General features: G+C 71.9%; 17 protein-coding genes. 6 read left to right on the top strand and 11 right to left on the bottom strand.

Translation table 11 applies throughout. The features are described from left to right. Positions 1-61: 61 nt before the first annotated feature. From OG937_33460 to OG937_33490, 7 genes are read right to left on the bottom strand one after another with little or no spacing between them, the layout of a single operon-like run. Positions 62-823 (bottom strand): ferredoxin reductase, encoded by a 762-nt coding sequence (locus OG937_33460; GenBank protein ID WUD76248.1) that lies wholly within the window; start codon positions 821-823, stop codon positions 62-64. Continuing rightward, entirely contained in the window at positions 816-1,439 is a 624-nt protein-coding gene (locus OG937_33465) for a sulfite oxidase-like oxidoreductase (protein ID WUD76249.1), read from the bottom strand. Before OG937_33465 ends, OG937_33460 begins: the two co-directional genes overlap by 8 nt. Continuing rightward, positions 1,436-2,755 carry an amidohydrolase gene (locus OG937_33470; GenBank protein WUD76250.1) on the bottom strand — a complete coding sequence of 440 codons (1,320 nt, stop codon included), beginning with the start codon at positions 2,753-2,755 and terminating at the stop codon, positions 1,436-1,438. The genes OG937_33465 and OG937_33470 overlap by 4 nt, the downstream gene beginning before the upstream one ends. Continuing rightward, positions 2,752-3,519, bottom strand: coding sequence for a purine-nucleoside phosphorylase (locus OG937_33475; GenBank protein ID WUD76251.1), 768 nt, complete (start codon positions 3,517-3,519; stop codon positions 2,752-2,754). The genes OG937_33470 and OG937_33475 overlap by 4 nt, the downstream gene beginning before the upstream one ends. Before the next feature lie 54 nt (positions 3,520-3,573). Further along, entirely contained in the window at positions 3,574-4,449 is an 876-nt protein-coding gene (locus OG937_33480) for a hypothetical protein (protein ID WUD76252.1), read from the bottom strand. After that, on the bottom strand, positions 4,446-5,363 hold the full coding sequence (locus OG937_33485; protein WUD76253.1) for an ABC transporter ATP-binding protein: 918 nt from the start codon (positions 5,361-5,363) through the stop codon (positions 4,446-4,448). Before OG937_33485 ends, OG937_33480 begins: the two co-directional genes overlap by 4 nt. Next, on the bottom strand, positions 5,360-5,746 hold the full coding sequence (locus tag OG937_33490) for a GntR family transcriptional regulator (protein WUD76254.1): 387 nt from the start codon (positions 5,744-5,746) through the stop codon (positions 5,360-5,362). The genes OG937_33485 and OG937_33490 overlap by 4 nt, the downstream gene beginning before the upstream one ends. Positions 5,747-5,880: 134 nt before the next feature. On the opposite strand from OG937_33490, the gene OG937_33495 reads away from it, so the two are divergent. Further along, positions 5,881-6,606 carry a winged helix-turn-helix domain-containing protein gene (locus tag OG937_33495; protein ID WUD76255.1) on the top strand — a complete coding sequence of 242 codons (726 nt, stop codon included), beginning with the start codon at positions 5,881-5,883 and terminating at the stop codon, positions 6,604-6,606. Then, the gene (locus OG937_33500) at positions 6,603-7,433 is read left to right on the top strand and encodes an isocitrate lyase/phosphoenolpyruvate mutase family protein (GenBank protein WUD76256.1); all 831 of its coding nucleotides are present in this window, start codon (positions 6,603-6,605) and stop codon (positions 7,431-7,433) included. The genes OG937_33495 and OG937_33500 overlap by 4 nt, the downstream gene beginning before the upstream one ends. Before the next feature lie 54 nt (positions 7,434-7,487). Here the strand turns inward: OG937_33500 and OG937_33505 are convergent, their stop codons facing one another. The 4 genes from OG937_33505 to OG937_33520 form a co-directional block, all read right to left on the bottom strand. Beyond that, entirely contained in the window at positions 7,488-9,098 is a 1,611-nt protein-coding gene (locus tag OG937_33505; GenBank protein ID WUD76257.1) for a glycerol-3-phosphate dehydrogenase/oxidase, read from the bottom strand. Positions 9,099-9,105: 7 nt separating this feature from the next. Next, entirely contained in the window at positions 9,106-10,632 is a 1,527-nt protein-coding gene (glpK, locus tag OG937_33510) for a glycerol kinase GlpK (GenBank protein ID WUD76258.1), read from the bottom strand. A gap of 40 nt (positions 10,633-10,672) precedes the next feature. Continuing rightward, positions 10,673-11,455 carry an aquaporin family protein gene (locus OG937_33515; GenBank protein WUD76259.1) on the bottom strand — a complete coding sequence of 261 codons (783 nt, stop codon included), beginning with the start codon at positions 11,453-11,455 and terminating at the stop codon, positions 10,673-10,675. Between the two features lie 229 nt (positions 11,456-11,684). Continuing rightward, positions 11,685-12,449: an IclR family transcriptional regulator gene (locus OG937_33520; protein WUD76260.1), complete on the bottom strand. Its 765-nt coding sequence runs from the start codon at positions 12,447-12,449 to the stop codon at positions 11,685-11,687. Between the two features lie 222 nt (positions 12,450-12,671). Here OG937_33520 and metH point away from each other — a divergent pair, with 222 nt between their 5' ends. The 4 genes from metH (at position 12,672) to OG937_33540 (ending at position 20,659) form a co-directional block, all read left to right on the top strand. Further along, the gene (gene metH, locus OG937_33525) at positions 12,672-16,178 is read left to right on the top strand and encodes a methionine synthase (protein WUD76261.1); all 3,507 of its coding nucleotides are present in this window, start codon (positions 12,672-12,674) and stop codon (positions 16,176-16,178) included. A 118-nt stretch (positions 16,179-16,296) separates the two neighbouring features. Further along, positions 16,297-16,998, top strand: coding sequence for an HAD family phosphatase (locus OG937_33530; GenBank protein ID WUD76262.1), 702 nt, complete (start codon positions 16,297-16,299; stop codon positions 16,996-16,998). A 384-nt stretch (positions 16,999-17,382) separates the two neighbouring features. Beyond that, positions 17,383-18,975 (top strand): ABC transporter substrate-binding protein, encoded by a 1,593-nt coding sequence (locus tag OG937_33535; protein ID WUD76263.1) that lies wholly within the window; start codon positions 17,383-17,385, stop codon positions 18,973-18,975. A gap of 85 nt (positions 18,976-19,060) precedes the next feature. Then, entirely contained in the window at positions 19,061-20,659 is a 1,599-nt protein-coding gene (locus OG937_33540; GenBank protein ID WUD76264.1) for an ABC transporter substrate-binding protein, read from the top strand. The last annotated feature ends 19 nt before the right edge of the window (positions 20,660-20,678 follow it).

Here is a 20,678-nt window from a genome sequence, read left to right on the forward strand (position 1 = left end):
CGTTCCCCGGGGCGCCGCCCCGGAAGATCACGTACAGAGGAGGATACCCGAACCTCGCTGATCAGCCGAATCGCTCGATGCGGATCCGGTCCAGCGGCTGTCCGGCGGCGGCCAGCAGACGCGAGGCGTGCTCGGCGAAACCGTTGCCGCCGCAGACGTACGCCTCCCAGCCGCCCGGCGGCGGCTCCGCGAGGTGCGGGGCCAGGTGGGCGGCGGTGAGGCGGCCCTCGGCGCGGGTGAGCAGCACGGTCGTCTCCGGGCCGTACTCGGCGGCGTAGATCAGGTCCTCGCGGGTGCGGGCCGAGACGATCAGCCGCAGCGGCACGTCGAGGCCGCGCAGCCGGCGGTGGCGCACCATCGACATCAGCGGGACCACCCCCGATCCGGCGCCCAGCAGCAGCGCCGGATGGTCCCCCGTCCAGGCGAAGAAGCCGCTGTGCGGGCCGCGGACCTCGACGGAGTCGCCCGGCCGGGCGACGGTGTGCAGGTGCCCGGACACCTCGCCGCCGGCCACGTGGTCCAGGGTCAGCTCGATGTGGCCCGAACCGTCGGGGGCGGAGGCGACCGAGTAGTTGCGCTGCGCCGTGTAGCCGTCGGGGGCCGTGAGGCGCAGCGTCAGGTACTGGCCGGGCAGATGGCCCGCCCAGCCGGGCACCGCGAGTCGGAAGGTGGACGTGCGCGGGGTCTCGCGGCGGATCTGCGTGATCACCGCGCGCCGCCAGACCGAGGAGGCGGCCTCGGGGACCGCGATGCGGCCGGGCACGGCGAACCGGGCCGGCGGGACGAACGCCGGGGCGGGCGCGGGGGTGGCGAGGTCAGTCATGGGCGTAGCGCTGCTCCTGCCAGGGGTCGCCCCGGTGGTGGTAGCCGTTCTGCTCCCAGAAGCCCGACTCGTCGTGGTCGAGCAGGCTCAGGCCCGCGATCCACTTGGTGCTCTTCCAGAAGTACAGGTGCGGGACGATCAGCCGGGCCGGGCCGCCGTGCTCGGGGGCGAGCGGCGCCCCGTCGTACTCCCAGACGATCCAGGCGCGGCCGCCGGTGACGTCCGCGAGCGGCAGGTTGGCGGCGTAGCCGGTGTGGGACCAGGCGACGACGTGGGTGGCGGCGGGGGAGGGGCGCGCGGCCTCAAGGAAGGCGTCGACCGGCACCCCTCCGAAGCGCACGCCGAACTTGGACCAGCCGGTCACGCAGTGGATGTCGCCCCGGTACTCGGAGCCGGGCAGCGCGTGGGCCGCGTCCCAGTCCCAGGTGTGCGGGCGGTCCACCAGCCCGTCCACCCGGAACGTCCAGTCCCCGGCCGCGATCGTGGGCGTGACCTCGGCGGACAGGACCGGCCACGTGTCGCGGGCGTCGTACTGGCCGGGCGGCAGCCGCGGGTCGCGGTCGGCGGCGCGGCTGCGCCCGCTGAAGCCGCGGGTGGGTTCGACGGCCGAGGTCATGCGGGGTGCTCCAGCTCGAGTTCCTCCAACTCGCGCAGCGCGGCCGGTTCGTCGAGGGTGAGCAGCACACGGTCGCGCATGAGGACCCGGCCGTCGACGACGGTGTCCCGTACGTCCGCGGCCGCGGCCGCGTACGCCAGCATCGACCAGGGGTCGTGGCGCGGCGTGAGGTGCGGCCCGCCGAGGTCGAGGACGGCCAGGTCGGCGCGCTTGCCCGGCTCGAGGGAGCCGAGGTGGTCGGCGAGGCCCAGCGCGCGGGCGGCCTCGATCGTCGCCATCCGCACCGCCTGTTCCGCGCCGACGGCGGTCGGGTCGCCGGCGGCCTTGTGCACCAGCGCGGCGGTCCGCACCGCGCCCAGGACGTCGAGGGTGTTGGAGCTCACCACACCGTCGGTGCCGAGGCCCACGGTGACCCCGGCGGCCAGCAGCTCCGGGACGCGGGCGATGCCGCAGCCCAGCTTCAGGTTGGAGACCGGGCAGTGCGCGACGGACGTGCCGGTCCTGGCCAGGGCGGCGATCTCGTCGTCGGTCAGGTCCACGGCGTGCGCCAGCAGCACGTCGGGCCCGAGGACACCGAGGGAGTCCAGCAGCTCGACCGGCCGCTTGCCGTGCGCCCCGGCCACCATCGCGACCTCGGCCGCGTTCTCCGCCGCGTGGACGTGCAGCAGCGCGCCGTGCTCGCGGGCGAGCGAGGTGATCGCGACGAGCTGCTCGGGGTCGAGGGTGTAGGCGCTGTGCGCGAAGACCACCGGGCGGGTGCCCGGCATGGGGGCGGTCCGCGCGGCCAGGTCGGCCGCGGCCCAGGCCATGCGGTCGCCGTACGGGCGGCCGTCCGGCGGCCCGGGCACGTCCATGAAGGTCGGACCGGCCAGCAGCCGCCAGCCCGCCGCCCGCGCGGCCTCCTCGGCGGCCTCGTGGAACCAGTACATGTCCAGGCCCGTGGTGACCCCGGCCCGTACGCTCTCCGCCACGGCCACCCGCACCCCCGCGGCCACCGCCCGCGGCGACAGCAGCTCGGCCTCGCGGGGGATCACCCGGGCCAGGAACTCCTGCAGGTCGACGTCGTCGGCGCAGCCCCGCAGCAGGGTCATCGCCAGGTGGGTGTGCGTGTTGACCAGCCCGGGGAGCACCAGGCACCCCGAGGCGTCGATCTCCTCGGCGGCCCGGTACGCCGCGCGCACCTGCGCCGTCGGTCCCACGGCGAGGATCTCGCCGTCCCGGACGGCGACCGCGCCGCCGGGCACGACGGTGCCCGCCGCGTCGACGGTCAGCACATCGCCGCCGTGCACCAGCAGATCGGCGTCCTGAGCGCTCACTTCTCGTCGCTTCCGTACTCGGTGGCCAGCAGATGCAAGGCGTCCAACGTTACCCGGCTGCCGCGGGCGACCCCCTCGGCGACCACCGCCCGGTGCGGGTCGTAGCCGCCGGTGGCCTCCACGTCGACCAGGTCGTCGGCGTTGGCACCGTCGACGACGAGCGCGCCGCCGGCCACCAGGCCGCGCGTCGAGGCCAGCACCAGCAGGGCCGACAGCTCCATCTCGATCGCGGCGATCCCGGCCGCCGCGTACGCCGCGCCGGGCAGCGGCAGGAAACCCGGCTGGAAGGCCGCACGCGTCCACACCACGCCCCGGTGGTGCGGCGCCCCCGCCGCCCGTGCCGCCCGCTGCAGCGCCAGCACCGCCTCCGGCGCCGCGAACGCCGGGTACTCCGGCGGCAGCAACTGCTGGGTGACCCCGTCGTCCCGCACAGCGGCCTCGGCGATCACCAGGTCGCCGTCCCCTATCCCGGCGCGGATGGCGCCCGCCGTCCCGAGGCGCAGGATGGTACGGACGCCGGCGTCCGCCAGCTCCTGGAACAGGCACATCGCCCCCGGCCCGCCGACCCCGTGCGAGGACACCACGACGGGGGTGCCCTTCCAGGCGCCGGCGAAGGTGCGGTACTCGCGGTGGTGCGACACCTCACGCGGGTCCGTGAGCAGGGAGGCCACCTCCGCCGCGCGCGCCGGGTCGCCCACGACGACCGCGTGCGCGGGCAGCCCGGAGCGCGGGATGCGGGAGATGGGCAGCTGATCCGTGGTCATCGGGCCTCCGGGCCGGGCGGGACGATGCTGTGCGGATCACCTTAGGACCCCGGCTCAGGCCGTCCGACGCCGGAGCAGCGCGAAGCAGGCCCAGCAGGCGAGGGCGGCCAGGGCCAGCACGATGCCGGTCTCGACGAGCTGCAGGGGCCAGTAGTGCGAGGCCGGATGGACCAGCGCCTGCGCGTCCCCGAACCCGACGCCGTCGACGGGCTTGTCCACGCGTTCCGCCGTCCAGTCCGCGGCATCGAGGTGTGACAGGCCGGTCCTGACCTTCGGCCACAGCGCGGAGCGGTACAGCCCCGCCGTGACGAGCACGAGGGAGGTGCCGAAGAAGGCCAGGCCCAGTCCGCTGAGCGTGCGCCGCATCAGCATCCCGGCCAGCGCGCCCAGAACCAGGGCGAGCAGCACGTGCGCGACCAGGACCGGGCCGGTGGAGAGGAAGATGTCGTTCTCGTACCAGCCGGGGCGCTCCTGCGGGTGGCCCGTGCTCCACACCCACCGGAAGAGCAGCGTCAGGCCGGTCGTGCCGCCGGTCAGCAGCAGGGCCGGTACGGCGAGCTTGGCGGCGAGCCAGCGCGTGGGGGTGACCGACTGGACCCAGGCGAGCGCGGCGGTCCCCCGCTCCAGTTCCCGGCCGACAAGGGCGCCACCGGCGAACACCGCGACCGCGAGCGGAAGGAGCGCCATCACGCGGCCCTGCAGGTGGAGGGGGATGTAGGCGTCGAACGGTTCCGGGTCGACGCAGCGCGGGGCGCAGGCGGGGTCGTACCGCGGGTCCCCCGCGCTCAGCCACAGGGCGCGAAGGAGCCAGCCGGATCCGGCCGCCACGAAGGCGCTCCACAGCCACAGCGCCGTGCGGTGCAGGCGCACCACCGACCAGGTCAGGCCTGGCAGGACGGGCGGGCGCGGCGATGGGGCGACGGCGGTCATACGACGGCCTCCTGGCGGGACACGGGTGCGGGCGTGGCGTCGGCGGTGAGCAGGGCGGGCGCCCCGGGGTTGCGCAGATGGGCGAGGACCAGCTCCTCGAGGGTGGGCTCCTCCACGAGCCGGTCGCCGCCGTCCTCCAGCGCTCCGGCGGGGCGGACCAGCGCGGTGCGTCCGCGCCCGTTGACGTGTTCCTCGACGACGGTGTGGGGGCCGAAGTCCCCGCCGGTGCCGGTGACCCGGCGGTGCGCGGCCAGCAGGTCGTCGGTGTCGCCGGCCAGCCGGACCCGGCCCTCGCCGAGGAGCAGCAGGTGGTCGCAGACGCCGTCGAGTTCGGCGACGACGTGCGAGGAGATCACGATGGTCGTACCACGCTCGGCCGCCGTGGCCATGAGGGCGCCGGTCAGCTCGTGGCGGGAGAGCGGGTCGAGGTCGGCCATCGGCTCGTCCAGGAGCAGCAGTTCGGCGCGCTTGCCCAGGGCCAGGGCGAGCGCGACGCGGGTGCGCTGGCCTCCCGACAGGGCGCGGACGCGGTCGCGGGGCGTCAGGCCGCCGCCGTACGCGACGCGTTCGGCGGTCTCCCGGTCCCAGTGGCCCGGGTTGAGCTCGGCGCCGAGCCGCAGCGTCGCCGCCACGGTGAGCTGCGGGTGGAGCGGCTTGTCCTGGGCGACGTAGGCGAGCCGCGTGCGGGCCGCGCCGGGGGTCGTACCGCACACGCGCAGCTCCCCCTCGGTGGGCCGCAGCAGTCCCGCGGCCAGCGCGAGCAGTGTCGACTTGCCCGCGCCGTTGGGTCCGACGAGCGCGCAGATCCGGCCGGCCGGCAGCCGGAAGGAACAGTCCCGCAGGACGGGGTCCCGTCCCCACGCGTACCGCAGACCGAGCCCGGCCGCCTCGACGGCGGCCGCTTCCTGATTCATTTCTCCCCCTCGGAGAACTCCTGGTCGAGCACGGAGTGGAACAGCGCCGCGGCGTCCTCGCGGTCGAGCCCGGTGGCACGCGCGCGCCGCATCCAGTCGGTCAGTTCGCCCGCGAGCGGCGAGTCGGCCGGGCCGGCGCCCAGCGACTTCTGGACGAAGGTGCCCAGGCCCCGGCGCGCCTCCACCAGGCCCTCGCGCTCCAGTTCGCGGTAGGCCTTGAGCACGGTGTTGGGGTTGACGGCGGTCGCCTCGACGACCTCGCGGGCCGTCGGCAGCCGGTCGCCGGGCTCCAGCAGGCCCAGCCGCAGGGCCTGTTTGGTCTGCTGGACGATCTGGAGGTACGTGGCGACACCGCTGCGGCGGTCGATGCGGAACTCGACCATGCGCGAAACACCCTTTCACTAAGCAAGTGGTGAAAGGGTGGGGCCTGGACTGACGTCCTGTCAAGCCGCGGACGGCGGCGGCCGGCCCGGACGCTTCGGCGTGCACCGAAACGTCCGGGGGCCATGCTGGGGACATGGTGCGAGACGACCACTCGGGAAGTGCCCTCGCCGCCCTCGCGGCGCTGCTCGCCGACGAGACGCGGGCGGCGATGTGCCTGGCGCTGCTCGACGGCCGGGCCTGGACCGCGGGCGAGCTGGCCCGCCACGCGGGAGTGGCGCCCTCGACCGCCAGCGAGCACCTCGGCCGGCTCGTCGCGGGCGGACTGCTCACCGAGGAACGCCAGGGCCGCCACCGTTACGTACGCCTCGCCGACGCCCGTACCGCGCAGCTCGTCGAGGACCTCGCCGCGCACGCCGGGCCGCCGCCCGCCGCGCCCCGCACCCTCGGGCAGGCGGGTGCCGGGAGCGCCATGGCCCGCGCCCGGACCTGCTACGACCACCTTGCGGGACGCCTGGGCATCCTCGTCACGGACGCCATGACCGACCGCGGACTGCTCCGGCAGAGCACCGGCTTCGCCCTCACCGACGAGGGCGTGGAGTGGTTCACCGGGCTCGGCGTCGACCTGGCCGCCGCACGCACCGGCCGCCGTCCGCTCGCCCGGCCCTGCCTGGACTGGACGGAGCGCCGCCCGCACCTGGCGGGCGTCGCCGGGGCCGCGCTGTGCGGGCACGCCCTCGCGTCCGGCTGGTGCGTGCGCATCGGCAGCGGTCGCGCCGTGAAGCTCACCGCGCGGGGCCGCACGGCCCTCCACACCCACCTGGGCATCGCGCCCGACGCCCTGGAGGCACCCACCGCATGAACCGCTTCGAGGCCTTCCGCGCCCTCCACCGGGCCGGGCGCCCGCTCTTCCTGCCCAATGCCTGGGACCGCGCCTCCGCGGCCGCACTCGCCGCCCGCGGCTTCCCCGCGATCGGCACCACCAGCCTGGGCGTCGCCGCCGCGGCGGGACTGCCGGACGCGGCCGGCGCCACCCGCGAGACGACCCTGTGGCTCGCCCGCGACCTCGTCCGGCTGCCCGTCCTGGTCAGCGTCGACATCGAGGGGGGCTTCGGCTCCACGCCGGAGGACGTCGCCGAACTCGCCGCAGGCCTCGAACGGCTGGGCGTCGCGGGCGTCAACATCGAGGACGGCCGCCCCGGCGGAGCGGGCCTCACCGACCCGGCCGCGCAGTGCGAGCTCATCGCCGCGGTCAAACGCACCGCCCCCGGGCTCTTCGTCAACGCCCGCACCGACACCTACTGGCTCGGCACCGCCGGGGAGGACCCGCAGGACGAGACCCGCCGCCGTGCCGCCGCCTACCTCGCCGCCAGCGCCGACGGGATCTTCGTGCCCGGCCTGGCGGACGAGAGCGTCATCGCCGCGCTCGCGGCCGACCTCGGTGCCCCGCTCAACGTCCTGCTCCCGCAGGGCGGCCCCGGACTGCCGCGACTGGCCGCACTCGGGGTGAGCCGGGTCAGCACCGGCTCGCTGCTCTTCCGTGCCGCGCTCCACGCCGCGGTGGAGACCGCCGGGCACGCCGAGCGTGGCACACCGCTCCCGGCGGGACTGCCCTCGTACGCCGACGCCCAGGACCTCGCGGCCGCCTACGCCCCGGTGGAAACGCGGCGGCCCGGGCGTCCGGGGTGAGCGCGGAGGTCCTGCCGCTCACCCCGGGGCGCCCGGGCCCACGGGTCGGGGGTGTCAGTCGCGCCGGCCGGCCAGCAGCGACTCGACCCGCTCCCGGACGTCCGCGGTGTCCAGGCCGCGCACCGTCACGGTGGTGCGGCGACGCAGCACGTCGTCCGCCGTCTGCGCCCACTCGTGGTCGCGGGCGTACACGACCTGGGCCCAGATCTCCGGGCCGTCGGGGTGGATCCGCTCCCCGAGCGCCGGGTCCTCGTTGACCAGCCGGGCGATGTCGAAGGACAGCGCGCCGTAGTGGGTGGCGAGGTGGCGTGCCGTCAGCGGGTCCAGGCGCCGCCCCGGCTCCCGGTCGACCAGCAGCCGGTGGGCGACCGCGTTGGGGTTGGCGACGCCCGGCAGCGGGACCCTCCTGGGCAGGTGGTCCAGCGGCTCCATGTCCTCGTTCAGCGGACCCCCGGGCAGCTTGGCGAGCTTGGCCATCACGGTGCGGCCGATGTGCCGGTACGTCGTCCACTTGCCGCCCGCCACCGACAGCATGCCGCCGCTGCCCTCGGTGACGACGGTCTCGCGCTTGGCCTTCTCCACGCCGCCGGGGCCGCCGGGCAGCACCCGCAGGCCCGCGAAGGCGTAGGTGATCAGGTCGCGGGACAGGTGCTCGTCGCGCACCGAGTGGGCGGCCTCGTCCAGGATCTGCGTGATGTCGGCCTCGGTGGCCCGCACGTCGGCCGGGTCGCCGGTGTACTCCTCGTCGGTGGTGCCCAACAGCAGCTGGTCCTCCCACGGCAGGGCGAACGTGATGCGGTACTTGTCGATGGGGGTCGCCATGGCGGCCCGCCACGGGGCCTTGCGCTTCAGGACGATGTGGGCGCCCTTCGACAGCCGGATGCTGGGGGCGGCGCCCTTGTCCTCCAAGCGCCGCAGGTGGTCGACCCACGGGCCGGTCGCGTTGAGCACCAGCCGCGCGTCGACGCCGAACTCGGTGCCGTCCAGACGGTCCTTCAGGTCGGCGCCGGTGACCTGGCCGTGGGTGAAGCGCAGGCCGGTGACCTCGGCGTGGTTGAGGACGACGGCGCCCGCCTCGACGGCGGCGCGCACCGTCATGACCGCCATCCGCGAGTCGTTCATCTGGTGGTCGTAGTAGACCGCGACGGCCTTGAGGTTCTCCGTGCGCAGGGCGGGGTTGGCGGCCGCCGCCCTGGCCGGGGAGATGATCCTGCCGACCCCGTCGCCGAAGGCGGACAGCGCCGAGTAGGCGAAGACCCCCGCCCCGAGCTTGGCGGCGCCGACCGGGCCGCCCCGGTAGACCGGCAGGTGGAAGGTGAGCGGGTTGACCAGGTGCGGAGCCACGTCCCTGGCCAGGACCCGCCGTTCCATGTGGTTCTCCGCCACCAGCTTGACCGCGCCGGTCTGCAGGTAGCGCAGACCGCCGTGGACGAGCTTGGAGGAGGCGGAGCTGGTGGCGCCGGCGAAGTCGCCGGCGTCCACCATCGCGACCCGCAGCCCCGACTGCGCGGCGTGCCAGGCCACGGAGGTGCCCAGGATGCCGCCGCCGATGACCAGCAGGTCGTAGGTGGCGCGGCTCAGCAGTTCCCGGGTCTCGGCGCGGCCCGGGCTACGGCCGGCGGTCGGACGCGTCCCGAGGGCCGGGACGCGCTGCAGGGTGGTCATGATCGGTTCACTTCTCCTCTTCGATCCAGCCCATGGTCCGCTCGACGGCCTTGAGCCAGTCCTTGTACTCGCGGTCGCGGACGTCGGCGTCCATGCGGGGGGTCCATTCGGCGGCCCGGCGCCAGTTGGCGCGCAGTTCGTCGGTGTCCGACCAGAAGCCCACGGCCAGACCGGCGGCGTAGGCCGCGCCCAGGCAGGTGGTCTCGGCGACCAGCGGACGCACGACGGGCGCGTCCAGGAAGTCGGCGAGGGTCTGCATCAGCAGGTTGTTGGCGGTCATGCCGCCGTCGACCTTGAGCGCGGTGAGCTCCACGCCCGAGTCCTTGGTCATGGCGTCGACGATCTCCCTGGTCTGCCAGGCGGTCGCCTCCAGCACGGCGCGGGCGATGTGGGCCTTGGTGACGTACCGGGTGAGGCCGGCGATCACACCGCGGGCGTCGGAGCGCCAGTACGGGGCGAACAGACCGGAGAAGGCGGGCACGAAGTACGCGCCGCCGTTGTCCTCGACCGACAGGGCCAGGGTCTCGATCTCGGCCGCGGTCTTGATCAGGCCCATCTGGTCGCGCATCCACTGCACCAGCGAGCCGGTGACCGCGATCGAGCCCTCCAGGGCGTACACCGGCTTCTGGTCGCCGATGCGGTAGCCGACGGTGGTGATCAGGCCGTTGTAGCTGTTGATCGGCTTCTCGCCGGTGTTCATCAGCAGGAAGGTGCCGGTGCCGTAGGTGGACTTGGCCTCGCCCTCGGCGTAGCAGGTCTGGCCGAACAGGGCCGCCTGCTGGTCGCCGAGCGCGGACGCGACCGGCACGCCGGCCAGGGCGCCGGAGGCGGCCGTGCCGTACACCTCGGCGGAGGAGCGGATCTCCGGCAGCACCGCGGCGGGCACGCCGATCGACTCCAGGATCTTGGGGTCCCAGTCGAGGGTGTGCAGGTTCATCAGCAGCGTGCGGGAGGCGTTGGTCACGTCGGTGACGTGGTGTCCGCCGTTGACCCCGCCGGTGAGGTTCCAGATCACCCAGCTGTCCATGGTGCCGAAGAGGATCTCGCCGGCCTCGGCGCGCTCGCGCAGGCCCTCGACGTTGTCGAGCAGCCAGCGGATCTTCGGGCCGGCGAAGTACGAGGCCAGCGGCAGTCCGGTCTCGCGGCGGAAGCGGTCCTGGCCGACGTTGCGGCCGAGCTCCTTGCACAGGGCGTCGGTACGCGTGTCCTGCCAGACCAGGGCGTTGTGCACCGGCTCGCCGGTGTTCTTGTCCCACAGGACGGTGGTCTCGCGCTGGTTGGTGATGCCGATCGCCTTGACGTCTGCGGAGGTGATGCCGGCCTTGCTGACGGCCTCCTCGACGACCTCCTGGACGTTCGTCCAGATCTCGGCGGCGTCGTGCTCGACCCACCCCGGCTTGGGGAAGATCTGCTCGTGCTCCTTCTGCCCGACCGAGACGATCCGGCCGTCCTTGTCGAAGATGATGCAGCGCGAGGACGTGGTGCCCTGGTCGATGGCCGCGATGAACGGGCCTGTGGTGTGGGCGTCGGTCACGGTGTGCTCCTCAGGTCCTTGGGATGTCGGGGGCTGCTTCTCAGAATGCGATCTTGTAGAGGCCGGCCGCGAGGACCGACCCGACGATCGGGCCGACGACGGGTATCCAGGCGTAGCGCCAGTCGGAGCCGCCCTTGTTCGGCAGCGGCAGCAGGGCGTGCACGATGCGCGGACCGAGGTCGCGTGCGGGGTTGATGGCGTATCCGGTCGGCCCGCCGAGCGAGAGGCCGATGCCGACGACGACCAGTGCGACCATCAGGGTGCCCGTACCGGAGACAGCGAGGCCCTTGGTGAGGCCGAGGGTCAGGATGAACAGCACCAGGACGAAGGTGCCGATGATCTCCGTGGCGAGGTTCTGCGCGACGTTGCGGATCTCGGGGCCGGTGGAGAACACGCCCAGCACCGGGCCGGGGCCCGTGGTCTGCTTCTCGGCCGCCGCGGTGGCCTGCGCCCCCGGACCGCCGGTGATCTCGGCGTCCGTCAGGTGGGCCTGGAACTGGCCGTAGTAGGTGATCCACACCAGGGTCGCGCCGATCATCGCGCCGAGCATCTGGCCGGCCAGGTAGACCGGGACCTTGCTCCACTCACCGCTGTCGACCGCGAGGCCGATCGTGACGGCCGGGTTCAGATGGGCGCCGGAGAGGGAACCGGAGATGTAGGCGCCGGCCAGGACCGCGAAGCCCCAACCGAAGGTGATGGCCACCCAGCCGGCGTTACGGGCCTTGGAGCTCTTGAGGGTGACAGCCGCGCAGACGCCGCCGCCGAGGAGGATCAGAACAGCGGTACCGATGGTCTCGCCGATGAAGATGTGGTCGCTGGACATGCGACTCCTTTGTCCTTCGTCCAGGGGAAGGCGAACTCCGGTCCCGTTCCGGAGTTCGTGGGCCTGTCACCAGGCCCTCGGCGGTCCCACGGTTACGTCCACCTTACCGACTCCGTCGGCTGGTGTTCGACAATGTCGACCGTCGAACGAGAGTGTTCTCCTGCGCAACCACGCGCGTCAAGGGTTCGTCAGGTTGCGGAAAGGTCTCCGAGTCGGGTCCCGGCCAGTGTCAGAAGCGGCCGGCGCCCAGGTCGCGGGAGACCGCCCTGGCGCAGTCACGCACCGCCGCGACCAGCTGCGGCCGGATTTCGCCGTCCGCACAGACCCGTTCGACCGCCCCGGTGACGGCCACCGCCCCCACGGGCATGCGGTGCCGGTCGTGGATGGGGGCGGCGATGGACGCCACCCCGTCCCAGGTCTCCTCCAGGTCCGAGCCCCAGCCCCGGGCGCGGGTGAGGTCCAGCACACCCTCGAAGTCGGCGTCCCCGGTGATCGTGCGCGCGGTCAGCTGCTCGCGCTTCAGCTCGACCGCCTCGCCGTGCGCCACCGGGTCGAAGGCCGAGAGCACCTTGCCCAGCGCGCTGCTGTGGAGCGGGTGCATCGCCCCGACCTCCAACACCTGACGGCTGTCGTCCGGACGGAAGACGTGGTGGACGATGAGCACCCCCTGCTGGTGCAGCACGCCCAGGTAGACCGCCTCGCCGCTGGAGCGCGCCAGGTCGTCGGTCCACACCAGGGCGCGGGCCCGCAGCTCGTGCACGTCCAGGTAGCTGTTGCCCAGCCGCAGCAGCTCGGCCCCCAGCTGGTAGCGGCCCGAGACCGGGTCCTGCTCGACGAAGCCCTCCTGCTGCAGCGTGCGCAGGATGCCGTGCGCCGTGCCCTTCGCCAGGCCCAGGGAGGAGGCCACGTCCGACAGGCCGAGCCTGCGCTCGCCGCCGGCCAGCAGGCGCAGGATCGCGGCCGCCCTGGAGAGCGACTGGATGGGACCTGGCATGAACAACCCCTCCGTAAGGAACGACCCAGAGTCGATTCGACAATGCTGAACGCTGTCAGACGATGCCGACCGTCATCATCCCAGAGAAGAGTGTGGCACCGCCGTCCGCCCCTCGGAATGCCCCGCGGCGGAATCCGGGGTCTTGGCTACGCTGGCCTGGTGTGTACCAGCAGCACCGGCACACACCAAGCCGACAGCCGTCGCACTCCAGGGAGCACACCCATGGCCCAGCCGTCCCTTCCGTCCAACAGCGGTGCCCGAGGCGCAGCACTGCGAGAGGCCCTGGCGACCCGGGTGGTCGTCGCAGACGGGGCGATGGGCACGATGCTCCAGGCGCAGAATCCCACCCTCGACGACTTCCAGGGGCACGAGGGCTGCAACGAGGTCCTCAACGTCTCCCGCCCCGACATCGTCGCCTCCGTCCACCGCGAGTACTTCGCCGCCGGCGTGGACTGCGTGGAGACCAACACCTTCGGCGCCAACTTCTCCGCCCTCGGCGAGTACGACATCGCCGACCGGATCGTCGAGCTGTCCGAGGCCGGCGCCCGGATCGCCCGCGAGGTCGCCGACGAGTTCACCGCCGCGGACGGCCGGCAGCGCTGGGTCATCGGCTCCATCGGGCCCGGCACCAAGCTGCCCACGCTCGGGCACATCGACTACGCCGTCCTCAAGGAGGGCTTCCGGCACAACGCCGCCGGCCTCGTCTCCGGCGGCGCCGACGCCCTGCTCGTCGAGACCTGCCAGGACCTGCTGCAGATCAAGGCCGCCGTGCTCGGCACCAAGCAGGCGCTCGCCGAGGCCGGACTCGACCTGCCGCTCTTCGTCCAGGTCGCCGTCGAGACCACCGGCACGATGCTCCTGGGCTCCGAGATCGGCGCCGCGCTGACCGCGCTGGAGCCGCTCGGCATCGACACCATCGGCCTGAACTGCTCCACCGGCCCCGCCGAGATGAGCGAGCACCTGCGCTACCTCGCCCGCCACGCCCGCATCGGGCTGTCCTGCATGCCGAACGCGGGACTGCCCATCCTCGGCAAGGACGGCGCCCACTTCCCGCTCGACCCCGAGGGCCTCGCCGACGCCCAGGAAGCCTTCGTCCGCGAGTACGGCCTCTCCCTGGTCGGCGGCTGCTGCGGCACCACCCCCGAGCACCTGCGCCAGGTCGTCGAACGCGTCCGCGGCCACGAGGTCACCCCGCGCGCGCCGCGCCCCGAGCCGGGCGCCTCCTCGCTCTACCAGACCGTCCCCTTCCGCCAGGACACCTCGTACCTCGCCATCGGCGAGCGCACCAACGCCAACGGCTCCAAGAAGTTCCGCGAGGCCATGCTGGACGGCCGCTGGGACGACTGCGTGGAGATGGCCCGCGAGCAGATCCGCGAGGGCGCCCACCTGCTCGACCTGTGCGTCGACTACGTCGGCCGCGACGGCGTCGCCGACATGAACGAGATCGCCGGACGCCTGGCCACCGCCTCCACCCTGCCGATCGTGCTGGACTCCACCGAGCCCGAGGTGCTCCGCGCGGGCCTGGAGAAGCTCGGCGGCCGCGCCGTGATCAACTCCGTCAACTACGAGGACGGCGACGGCCCCGACTCCCGCTTCGCCCGCACCACCCGCCTCGCCGCGGAACACGGCGCCGCCCTGATCGCCCTCACCATCGACGAGGAGGGCCAGGCCCGCACCCCCGAGGCCAAGGTGGCCGTGGCCGAGCGGCTCATCGCGGACCTGACCGGCAACTGGGGCATCGACGAGGGCGACATCATCGTCGACTGCCTGACCTTCACCATCGCCACCGGCCAGGAGGAGTCCCGCAAGGAAGGCATCGCCACCATCGAGGCGATCCGCGAGCTCAAGCGCCGCCATCCGCAGGTGCAGACCACGCTCGGGCTGTCCAACATCTCCTTCGGCCTCAACCCGGCCGCCCGCATGGTGCTCAACTCGGTCTTCCTCCACGAGTGCGTCGAGGCCGGCCTGGACTCGGCGATCGTGCACGCCTCCAAGATCTCGCCGATCGCCCGCATCCCCGAGGAGCAGCGCGAGGTCGCCCTGGACCTGGTGTACGACCGGCGCCGCGAGGGCTACGACCCGCTGCAGCGCTTCCTGGAGCTCTTCGAGGGCGTCGACACCAAGTCCGTCAAGGCCGGCCGCGCCGAGGAACTGGCCGCGCTGCCGCTGGAGGAGCGCCTGCAGCGGCGCATCATCGACGGCGAGAAGAACGGCCTGGAGGCCGACCTGGACGAGGCCCTGACCTCGCGTCCCGCCCTCGAGATCGTCAACGACACCCTCCTGGAGGGCATGAAGGTCGTCGGCGAGCTGTTCGGCTCCGGCCAGATGCAGCTGCCGTTCGTCCTGCAGTCGGCCGAGGTGATGAAGACCGCCGTCGCCCACCTCGAACCGCACATGGAGAAGTCCGACGCCTCCGGCAAGGGCACCATCGTGCTCGCCACCGTCCGCGGCGACGTCCACGACATCGGCAAGAACCTCGTGGACATCATCCTGTCCAACAACGGCTACAACGTCGTCAACCTCGGCATCAAGCAGCCCGTCTCGGCGATCCTCGACGCCGCGCACGAGCACTCCGCCGACGTCATCGGCATGTCCGGCCTGCTGGTGAAGTCCACGGTGATCATGAAGGAGAACCTGGAGGAGCTGAACCAGCGCGGCCTCGCCGCCACCTACCCGGTCATCCTCGGCGGCGCCGCCCTCACCCGGGCCTACGTCGAGCAGGACCTCCACGAGCTCTACCAGGGCGAGGTCCGCTACGCCCGCGACGCCTTCGAGGGACTGCGCCTGATGGACGCCCTCATCGCCGTCAAGCGCGGCGTGCCCGGCGCCACCCTCCCCGAGCTGAAGCAGCGCCGCGTGGCCGCCCGCGCGGGCGTCGTGCCCGAGCCCGAGGAGAACCGGGGCCAGATCCGCTCCGACGTCGCCGTCGACAACCCGGTGCCCACCCCGCCGTTCTGGGGCTCCCGCGTCGTCAAGGGCATCCCGCTCAAGGACTACGCGTCCTGGCTGGACGAGGGCGCCCTGTTCAAGGGCCAGTGGGGGCTCAAGCAGTCCCGTACCGGCGGCCCCACCTACGAGGAGCTGGTGGAGACCGAGGGCCGTCCGCGGCTGCGCGGGCTGCTGGACCGCCTGCAGAGCGAGGGGCTGCTCGAGGCCGCCGTCGTCCAGGGCTACTTCCCCTGCGTCTCCAAGGGCGACGACCTGATCATCCTCCACGAGGACGGCACCGAGCGGACCCGGTTCACCTTCCCGCGCCAGCGCCGCGGCCGCCGGCTGTGCCTGGCCGACTTCTTCCGTCCCGAGGAGTCCGGCGAGACCGACGTGGTCGGCCTGCAGGTTGTCACCGTCGGCAACCGGATCTCCGAGGCGGCCAACGAGCTGTTCGCCGCCGACGCCTACCGCGACTACCTCGAGCTGCACGGCCTGTCCGTCCAGCTCGCCGAGGCCCTGGCCGAGTACTGGCACGCCCGGGTCCGCGCCGAGCTCGGCTTCGCCGGGGAGGACCCGGCCGCGATGGAGGACATGTTCGCCCTGAAGTACCGGGGCGCCCGCTTCTCGCTGGGCTACGGTGCCTGCCCCGACCTGGAGGACCGGGCCAAGATCGCGCAGCTGCTGGAGCCCGAGCGGATCGGGGTCCGGCTGTCGGAGGAGTTCCAGCTCCATCCGGAGCAGTCCACCGACGCGATCGTCATCCATCACCCGGAGGCGAAGTACTTCAACGCGCGGTAGTCGGACGTACGTCGTACACTGGACGGTCCGATACGGCACCTGGCCGGTCGCACGCCCCCACCACCCGGGCGCGAGGCGACCGGCCTTTGTGCCCCCTGAACACAGAGGAGTGGGGCGCATGACGAGCGGTATTCCCGCCACCGAGATTCGGCCGGCCCGGGAGGCAGGCCTGCAGGCCGTGCTCCTGGACATGGACGGCACGCTGGTCGACACCGAGGGTTTCTGGTGGAACGCCGAGGTCGAGGTCTTCGCGGAGCTCGGCCACGTACTGGACGACACCCACCGTGAGGTCGTCGTCGGCGGTCCCATGACCCGCAGCCTCGGACACCTCATCTCGGTCACCGGCACGGACGCCACGCTCGCCGAGCTGTCCACGCTGATCAACCTGCGTTTCGTCGAGCTCATCGGCCGCGGCGTGCCGCTGATGCCGGGCGCCCAGCGCCTGCTCACCGAACTGGCCGCGCACGGGGTGCCCGCCGCCCTGGTCTCCGCCTCCCACCGGCGCATCATCGACGCCGTCATGCTCTCCCTCGGCTCCCACCACTTCGCCTTCTCTCTCGCCGGGGACGAGATCGAGCGGACCAAGCCGTACCCCGACCCGTACCTGACGGCCGCGGCACGGCTGGGCGCGGACCCGGCGCGGTGCGTGGTCGTCGAGGACACCCCCACCGGGGTCGAGGCCGCCGAGGCCGCGGGCTGCCAGGTCGTGGCCGTCCCGTCCATCGCCGCCATCGCACCGGCCCCCGGGCGGACCGTGGTGACCTCCCTGGAACGGGTCGACGTGCCTTTTCTGCGCTCTCTGATTACGTCCGTTCACTGAGCGTCGCCGTGAATTGAGTGGAAACTCTGGGCGCTTGCCCGGCTATTTTCCGTGACGATTCGGAGCGCCGAATTGTTTACCGGCCAGTACGCGGGGACGTGATACTTTTCACGTCGACGGCTGTCGACAGCGTGCGCCGGACGTGCTTCAGTCCGTCAAAACGCGGTGCGGTCAGGGTGGTTGTGTCCGGATTGCGGAGCGGCGGGTTGTTCGTTCCGCTGTCCGGATATCGGTACGGCGCTCCTTGTTATCCGCCCGTGACGCGGGCTCAACTTCTCCGTGTTCGGGGGCGGTCCACCGGAATGCCGGTCCTCAGCAATTACGGGTATCGTCGCCCCGCTCAACACTGCACGGCCAAGGGCCGGAAGAGGGAGAACAACGAGGATGAATCGCAAGCTACTGGTGCTGCCGGCCCTGCTGGGCCTCGCCGCGCCCGTACTCGCCGGGTGCGGTGACTCGACCGGCGGTGGCGGTGGCGGTGACGCGGTCGTCATCGGCACGACGGACCATATCGAAGTGTCCGACGAGCTGCCCTCTCCCGTGGACCCGGCCACCTCGTACGACGGTGGCACGTACAGCTTCTTCAACAACACCTTCCAGATGCTGCTCGGTTACTCCCGCAGCTCCACCACCCCCGAGCCGGACGCCGCCAAGTCCTGCGGCTTCACCGACACCAAGTCGGAGGTGTACCGCTGCACGCTGCGGGACGGCCTGAAGTTCGCCAACGGCCACGACCTCACCTCGGAGGACGTCAAGTTCTCGGTCGACCGTGTGCTGAAGATCAAGAGCGACTTCGGCCCCTCCAGCCTCCTCGCGAACATCGACAGCGTCGAGGCCCAGGACCCGAAGACCGTCGTCTTCCACCTCAAGGCCTCCGACGCGACGTTCCCGTACCGGCTGGCGACCCCGGCCGCGGCCATCGTCGACAGCGAGGTCTACAGCGCCACCCAGCCGCTCAACGGCCTGAAGATGGAGGGCTCCGGCCCCTACAAGCTCGACTCGTGGGAGGACGGCAAGGCCGTCCTCAGCGCGAACCCGAACTACAAGGGCCTGGTCAGCAACCGCAGCAACGACAAGATCGAGGTCCGCTTCTTCGCCTCCGCCAAGGAGATGATGAAGGCGCTCACCGACGGCGAAGTCGACGTGGTGAACCGCACCCTCACGCCGGACCAGATCAACGCGGTCGAGCAGGGCACGGTCGAGAACGTCAAGCTGACCGAGACCCCGGGTGGTTCGGTTCGCTACATGTTCTTCAACATCGACGACCCGTCCGTGAAGCCCGAGGCCGTCCGTGAGGCCATCGCGCGCGTCATCGACCGTGACGCCCTCACGCGCGACGTGACCGGCCGCACCGCCTCCCCGCTGTTCGGCGCCGTCCCGACCGGCATCACCGGCCACACCAACTCGTACTTCAACGCGTACGGCGAGCCCAACCGGAACAAGGCCGCCGAGGTGCTGTCCTCCGCGGGCATCAGCGCCCCGGTCAAGATCACCTACTCCTACCCGACGGACCGCCCGGCCACCCCGAACAAGGAGGAGGCCGAGAACGTGAAGAAGCAGCTCGACGCCACCGGCCTGTTCGACGTGACCCTCAAGGGCAGCCCCTGGAAGACGTTCCTGCCGGGCGCCGTCAAGGGCAAGTGGGCCGCGTACTCGCTCAGCTGGCTCCCCGACTTCCCGGACGCCGACACCTACATCGCGCCGTTCTTCGCGGAAGGGTTCCTCGACCTCAACTACGGGGCCGGGAACATCAAGAACTCGCTCCTGCCGGCCACCCGCCAGTCCGCGGACCGCAGCAAGACGGACAAGGACTTCTCGCAGATCCAGAACATCCTGGCGCAGGACCTCCCGATGATCCCGCTGTACCAGGACAAGCAGTACGTCGCCAGCCGCGACGGCATCACCGGAACCGAATGGTTCCTCAATTCCTCCTCGACCGCCCAGTTCTGGGAGATTGGTCGCGGTGTGACAGGATGAGCCACCCGCTGGGCGGACCCGGGAATTCCCCCCGGTCCGCCCGGCCGGGGCCGGCCCCGTACGACGAAGCTGTGAGGGAAGTCTCGTGAGGAATCGAGTCCAGCGACTGGCGCTCCCGCTCTCCGCGACCTTGACGGCGGTCGTGGTCGCCGGCTGCGGTACGGGAGGGTCGGACGGCGAGGCCTCCGGGGAGCCCCTCACGATGGGGATCACCGACAAGGTGACCGCGGTCGATCCGGCCGCCGGTTACGACGTCGGCTCCTGGATCGTGTTCAACAACGTCTTCCAGTCGCTGCTCAGCTTCCCCAGGGGCGCCACCAAGCCCGATCCCGAGGCCGCGGAGAGCTGCAAGTTCACCGACCCGGAGAGCAAGACGTTCGACTGCACGCTGCGGCAGGGTCTGAAGTTCAGCAACGGTGAGGCGCTGACGTCGGAGGACGTGAAGTTCTCCTTCGAGCGCACCATCAAGATCAATGACGAGAACGGTCCGGCGGTGCTGCTGGACGCGATCAAGACGATCGACACGCCCTCGCCGGAGCGGGTGGTGTTCCACCTGAAGTACTCCGACGCGACGTTCCCGATGAAGATCGCCTCGGGTGCGGGCTCGATCGTGGACCACACGCAGTACCCGGCGGACAAGTTGCGCACGGACGGCAAGGCGACCGGTTCGGGCCCGTACAAGCTGGACTCCTACGAGGCCGGCAAGCAGGCGGTGTTCTCGGTCAACGGGGACTACCAGGGCACGGCGGAGATCCGTAACTCCGGCATGACGATGAAGTTCTTCGGTGACGAGCCGGCGTTGAAGGAGGCGGTGGAGGACGGGTCGGTGGACCTGGCCTACCGTGGTCTGGACTCCGCCGACATCGCCTCGCTGCAGCGTAGTTCGATAGCCGGCGACACCGGGATCCAGGTCGTGGAGGGCACCGGCGCCGAGGTCCAGCACCTGGTGTTCAACCTCAAGGACCCGGTGGTGGGCGACAAGGCCGTGCGGCGCGCGGTGGCCTATCTGATCGACCGCAAGGCGTTCATCCGGGACGTCTACCAGCGCACCGCGACCCCGTTGTACTCGATCGTGCCAGCCGGTATCACCGGTCACAACACCGCGTTCTTCGACCGCTACGGCGAGGGTGGCGACCGGGCCGGGGCGCAGGCGGCGCTGGCGCAGGCGGGGATCACGAGCAAGGTGTCCTTCACGCTGTGGGCGACGCCGGTGCGGTTCGGGCCGGGTACCGTGGCGGAGCTGAAGGCGATCGCCAAGCAGCTCAACGACAGCGGGCTGTTCGACGTGGACGTCAAGAGCGCCGACGCCGACCAGTACGCCAAGGATATCGAGGCCGGCAAGTACGCCGTGTACGTGCGTGGCTGGGTGCCGGACTACCCGGACCCGGACAACTTCACCGCCCCGTTCTTCGGTGACGGCAACGTGCTGTCCAACAACTACGTCAACAAGAAGATCACCGGCGAGCTCATCCCGCGCACCGCCGCCGAGGACGGCCGCGCCGCGACCAGCGCCGACTTCGAGGAACTCCAGAACATCGTCGCCGACGACGTCCCGATCATCCCGCTGTGGCAGGGCAAGCAGTACGTGGTGTCCAAGGACAACATCAACGGCCTGGAGTGGACCCTCGACCCGTCCACCATCTTCCGCTTCTGGGAGATCCAGAAGGGCGCCTCGACCTCCTAGCCGCCACCCGGTCCGGGCC

It is taken from the genome of Streptomyces sp. NBC_00510, from assembly GCA_036013505.1.
Classification (GTDB): Bacteria; Actinomycetota; Actinomycetes; order Streptomycetales; family Streptomycetaceae; genus Actinacidiphila.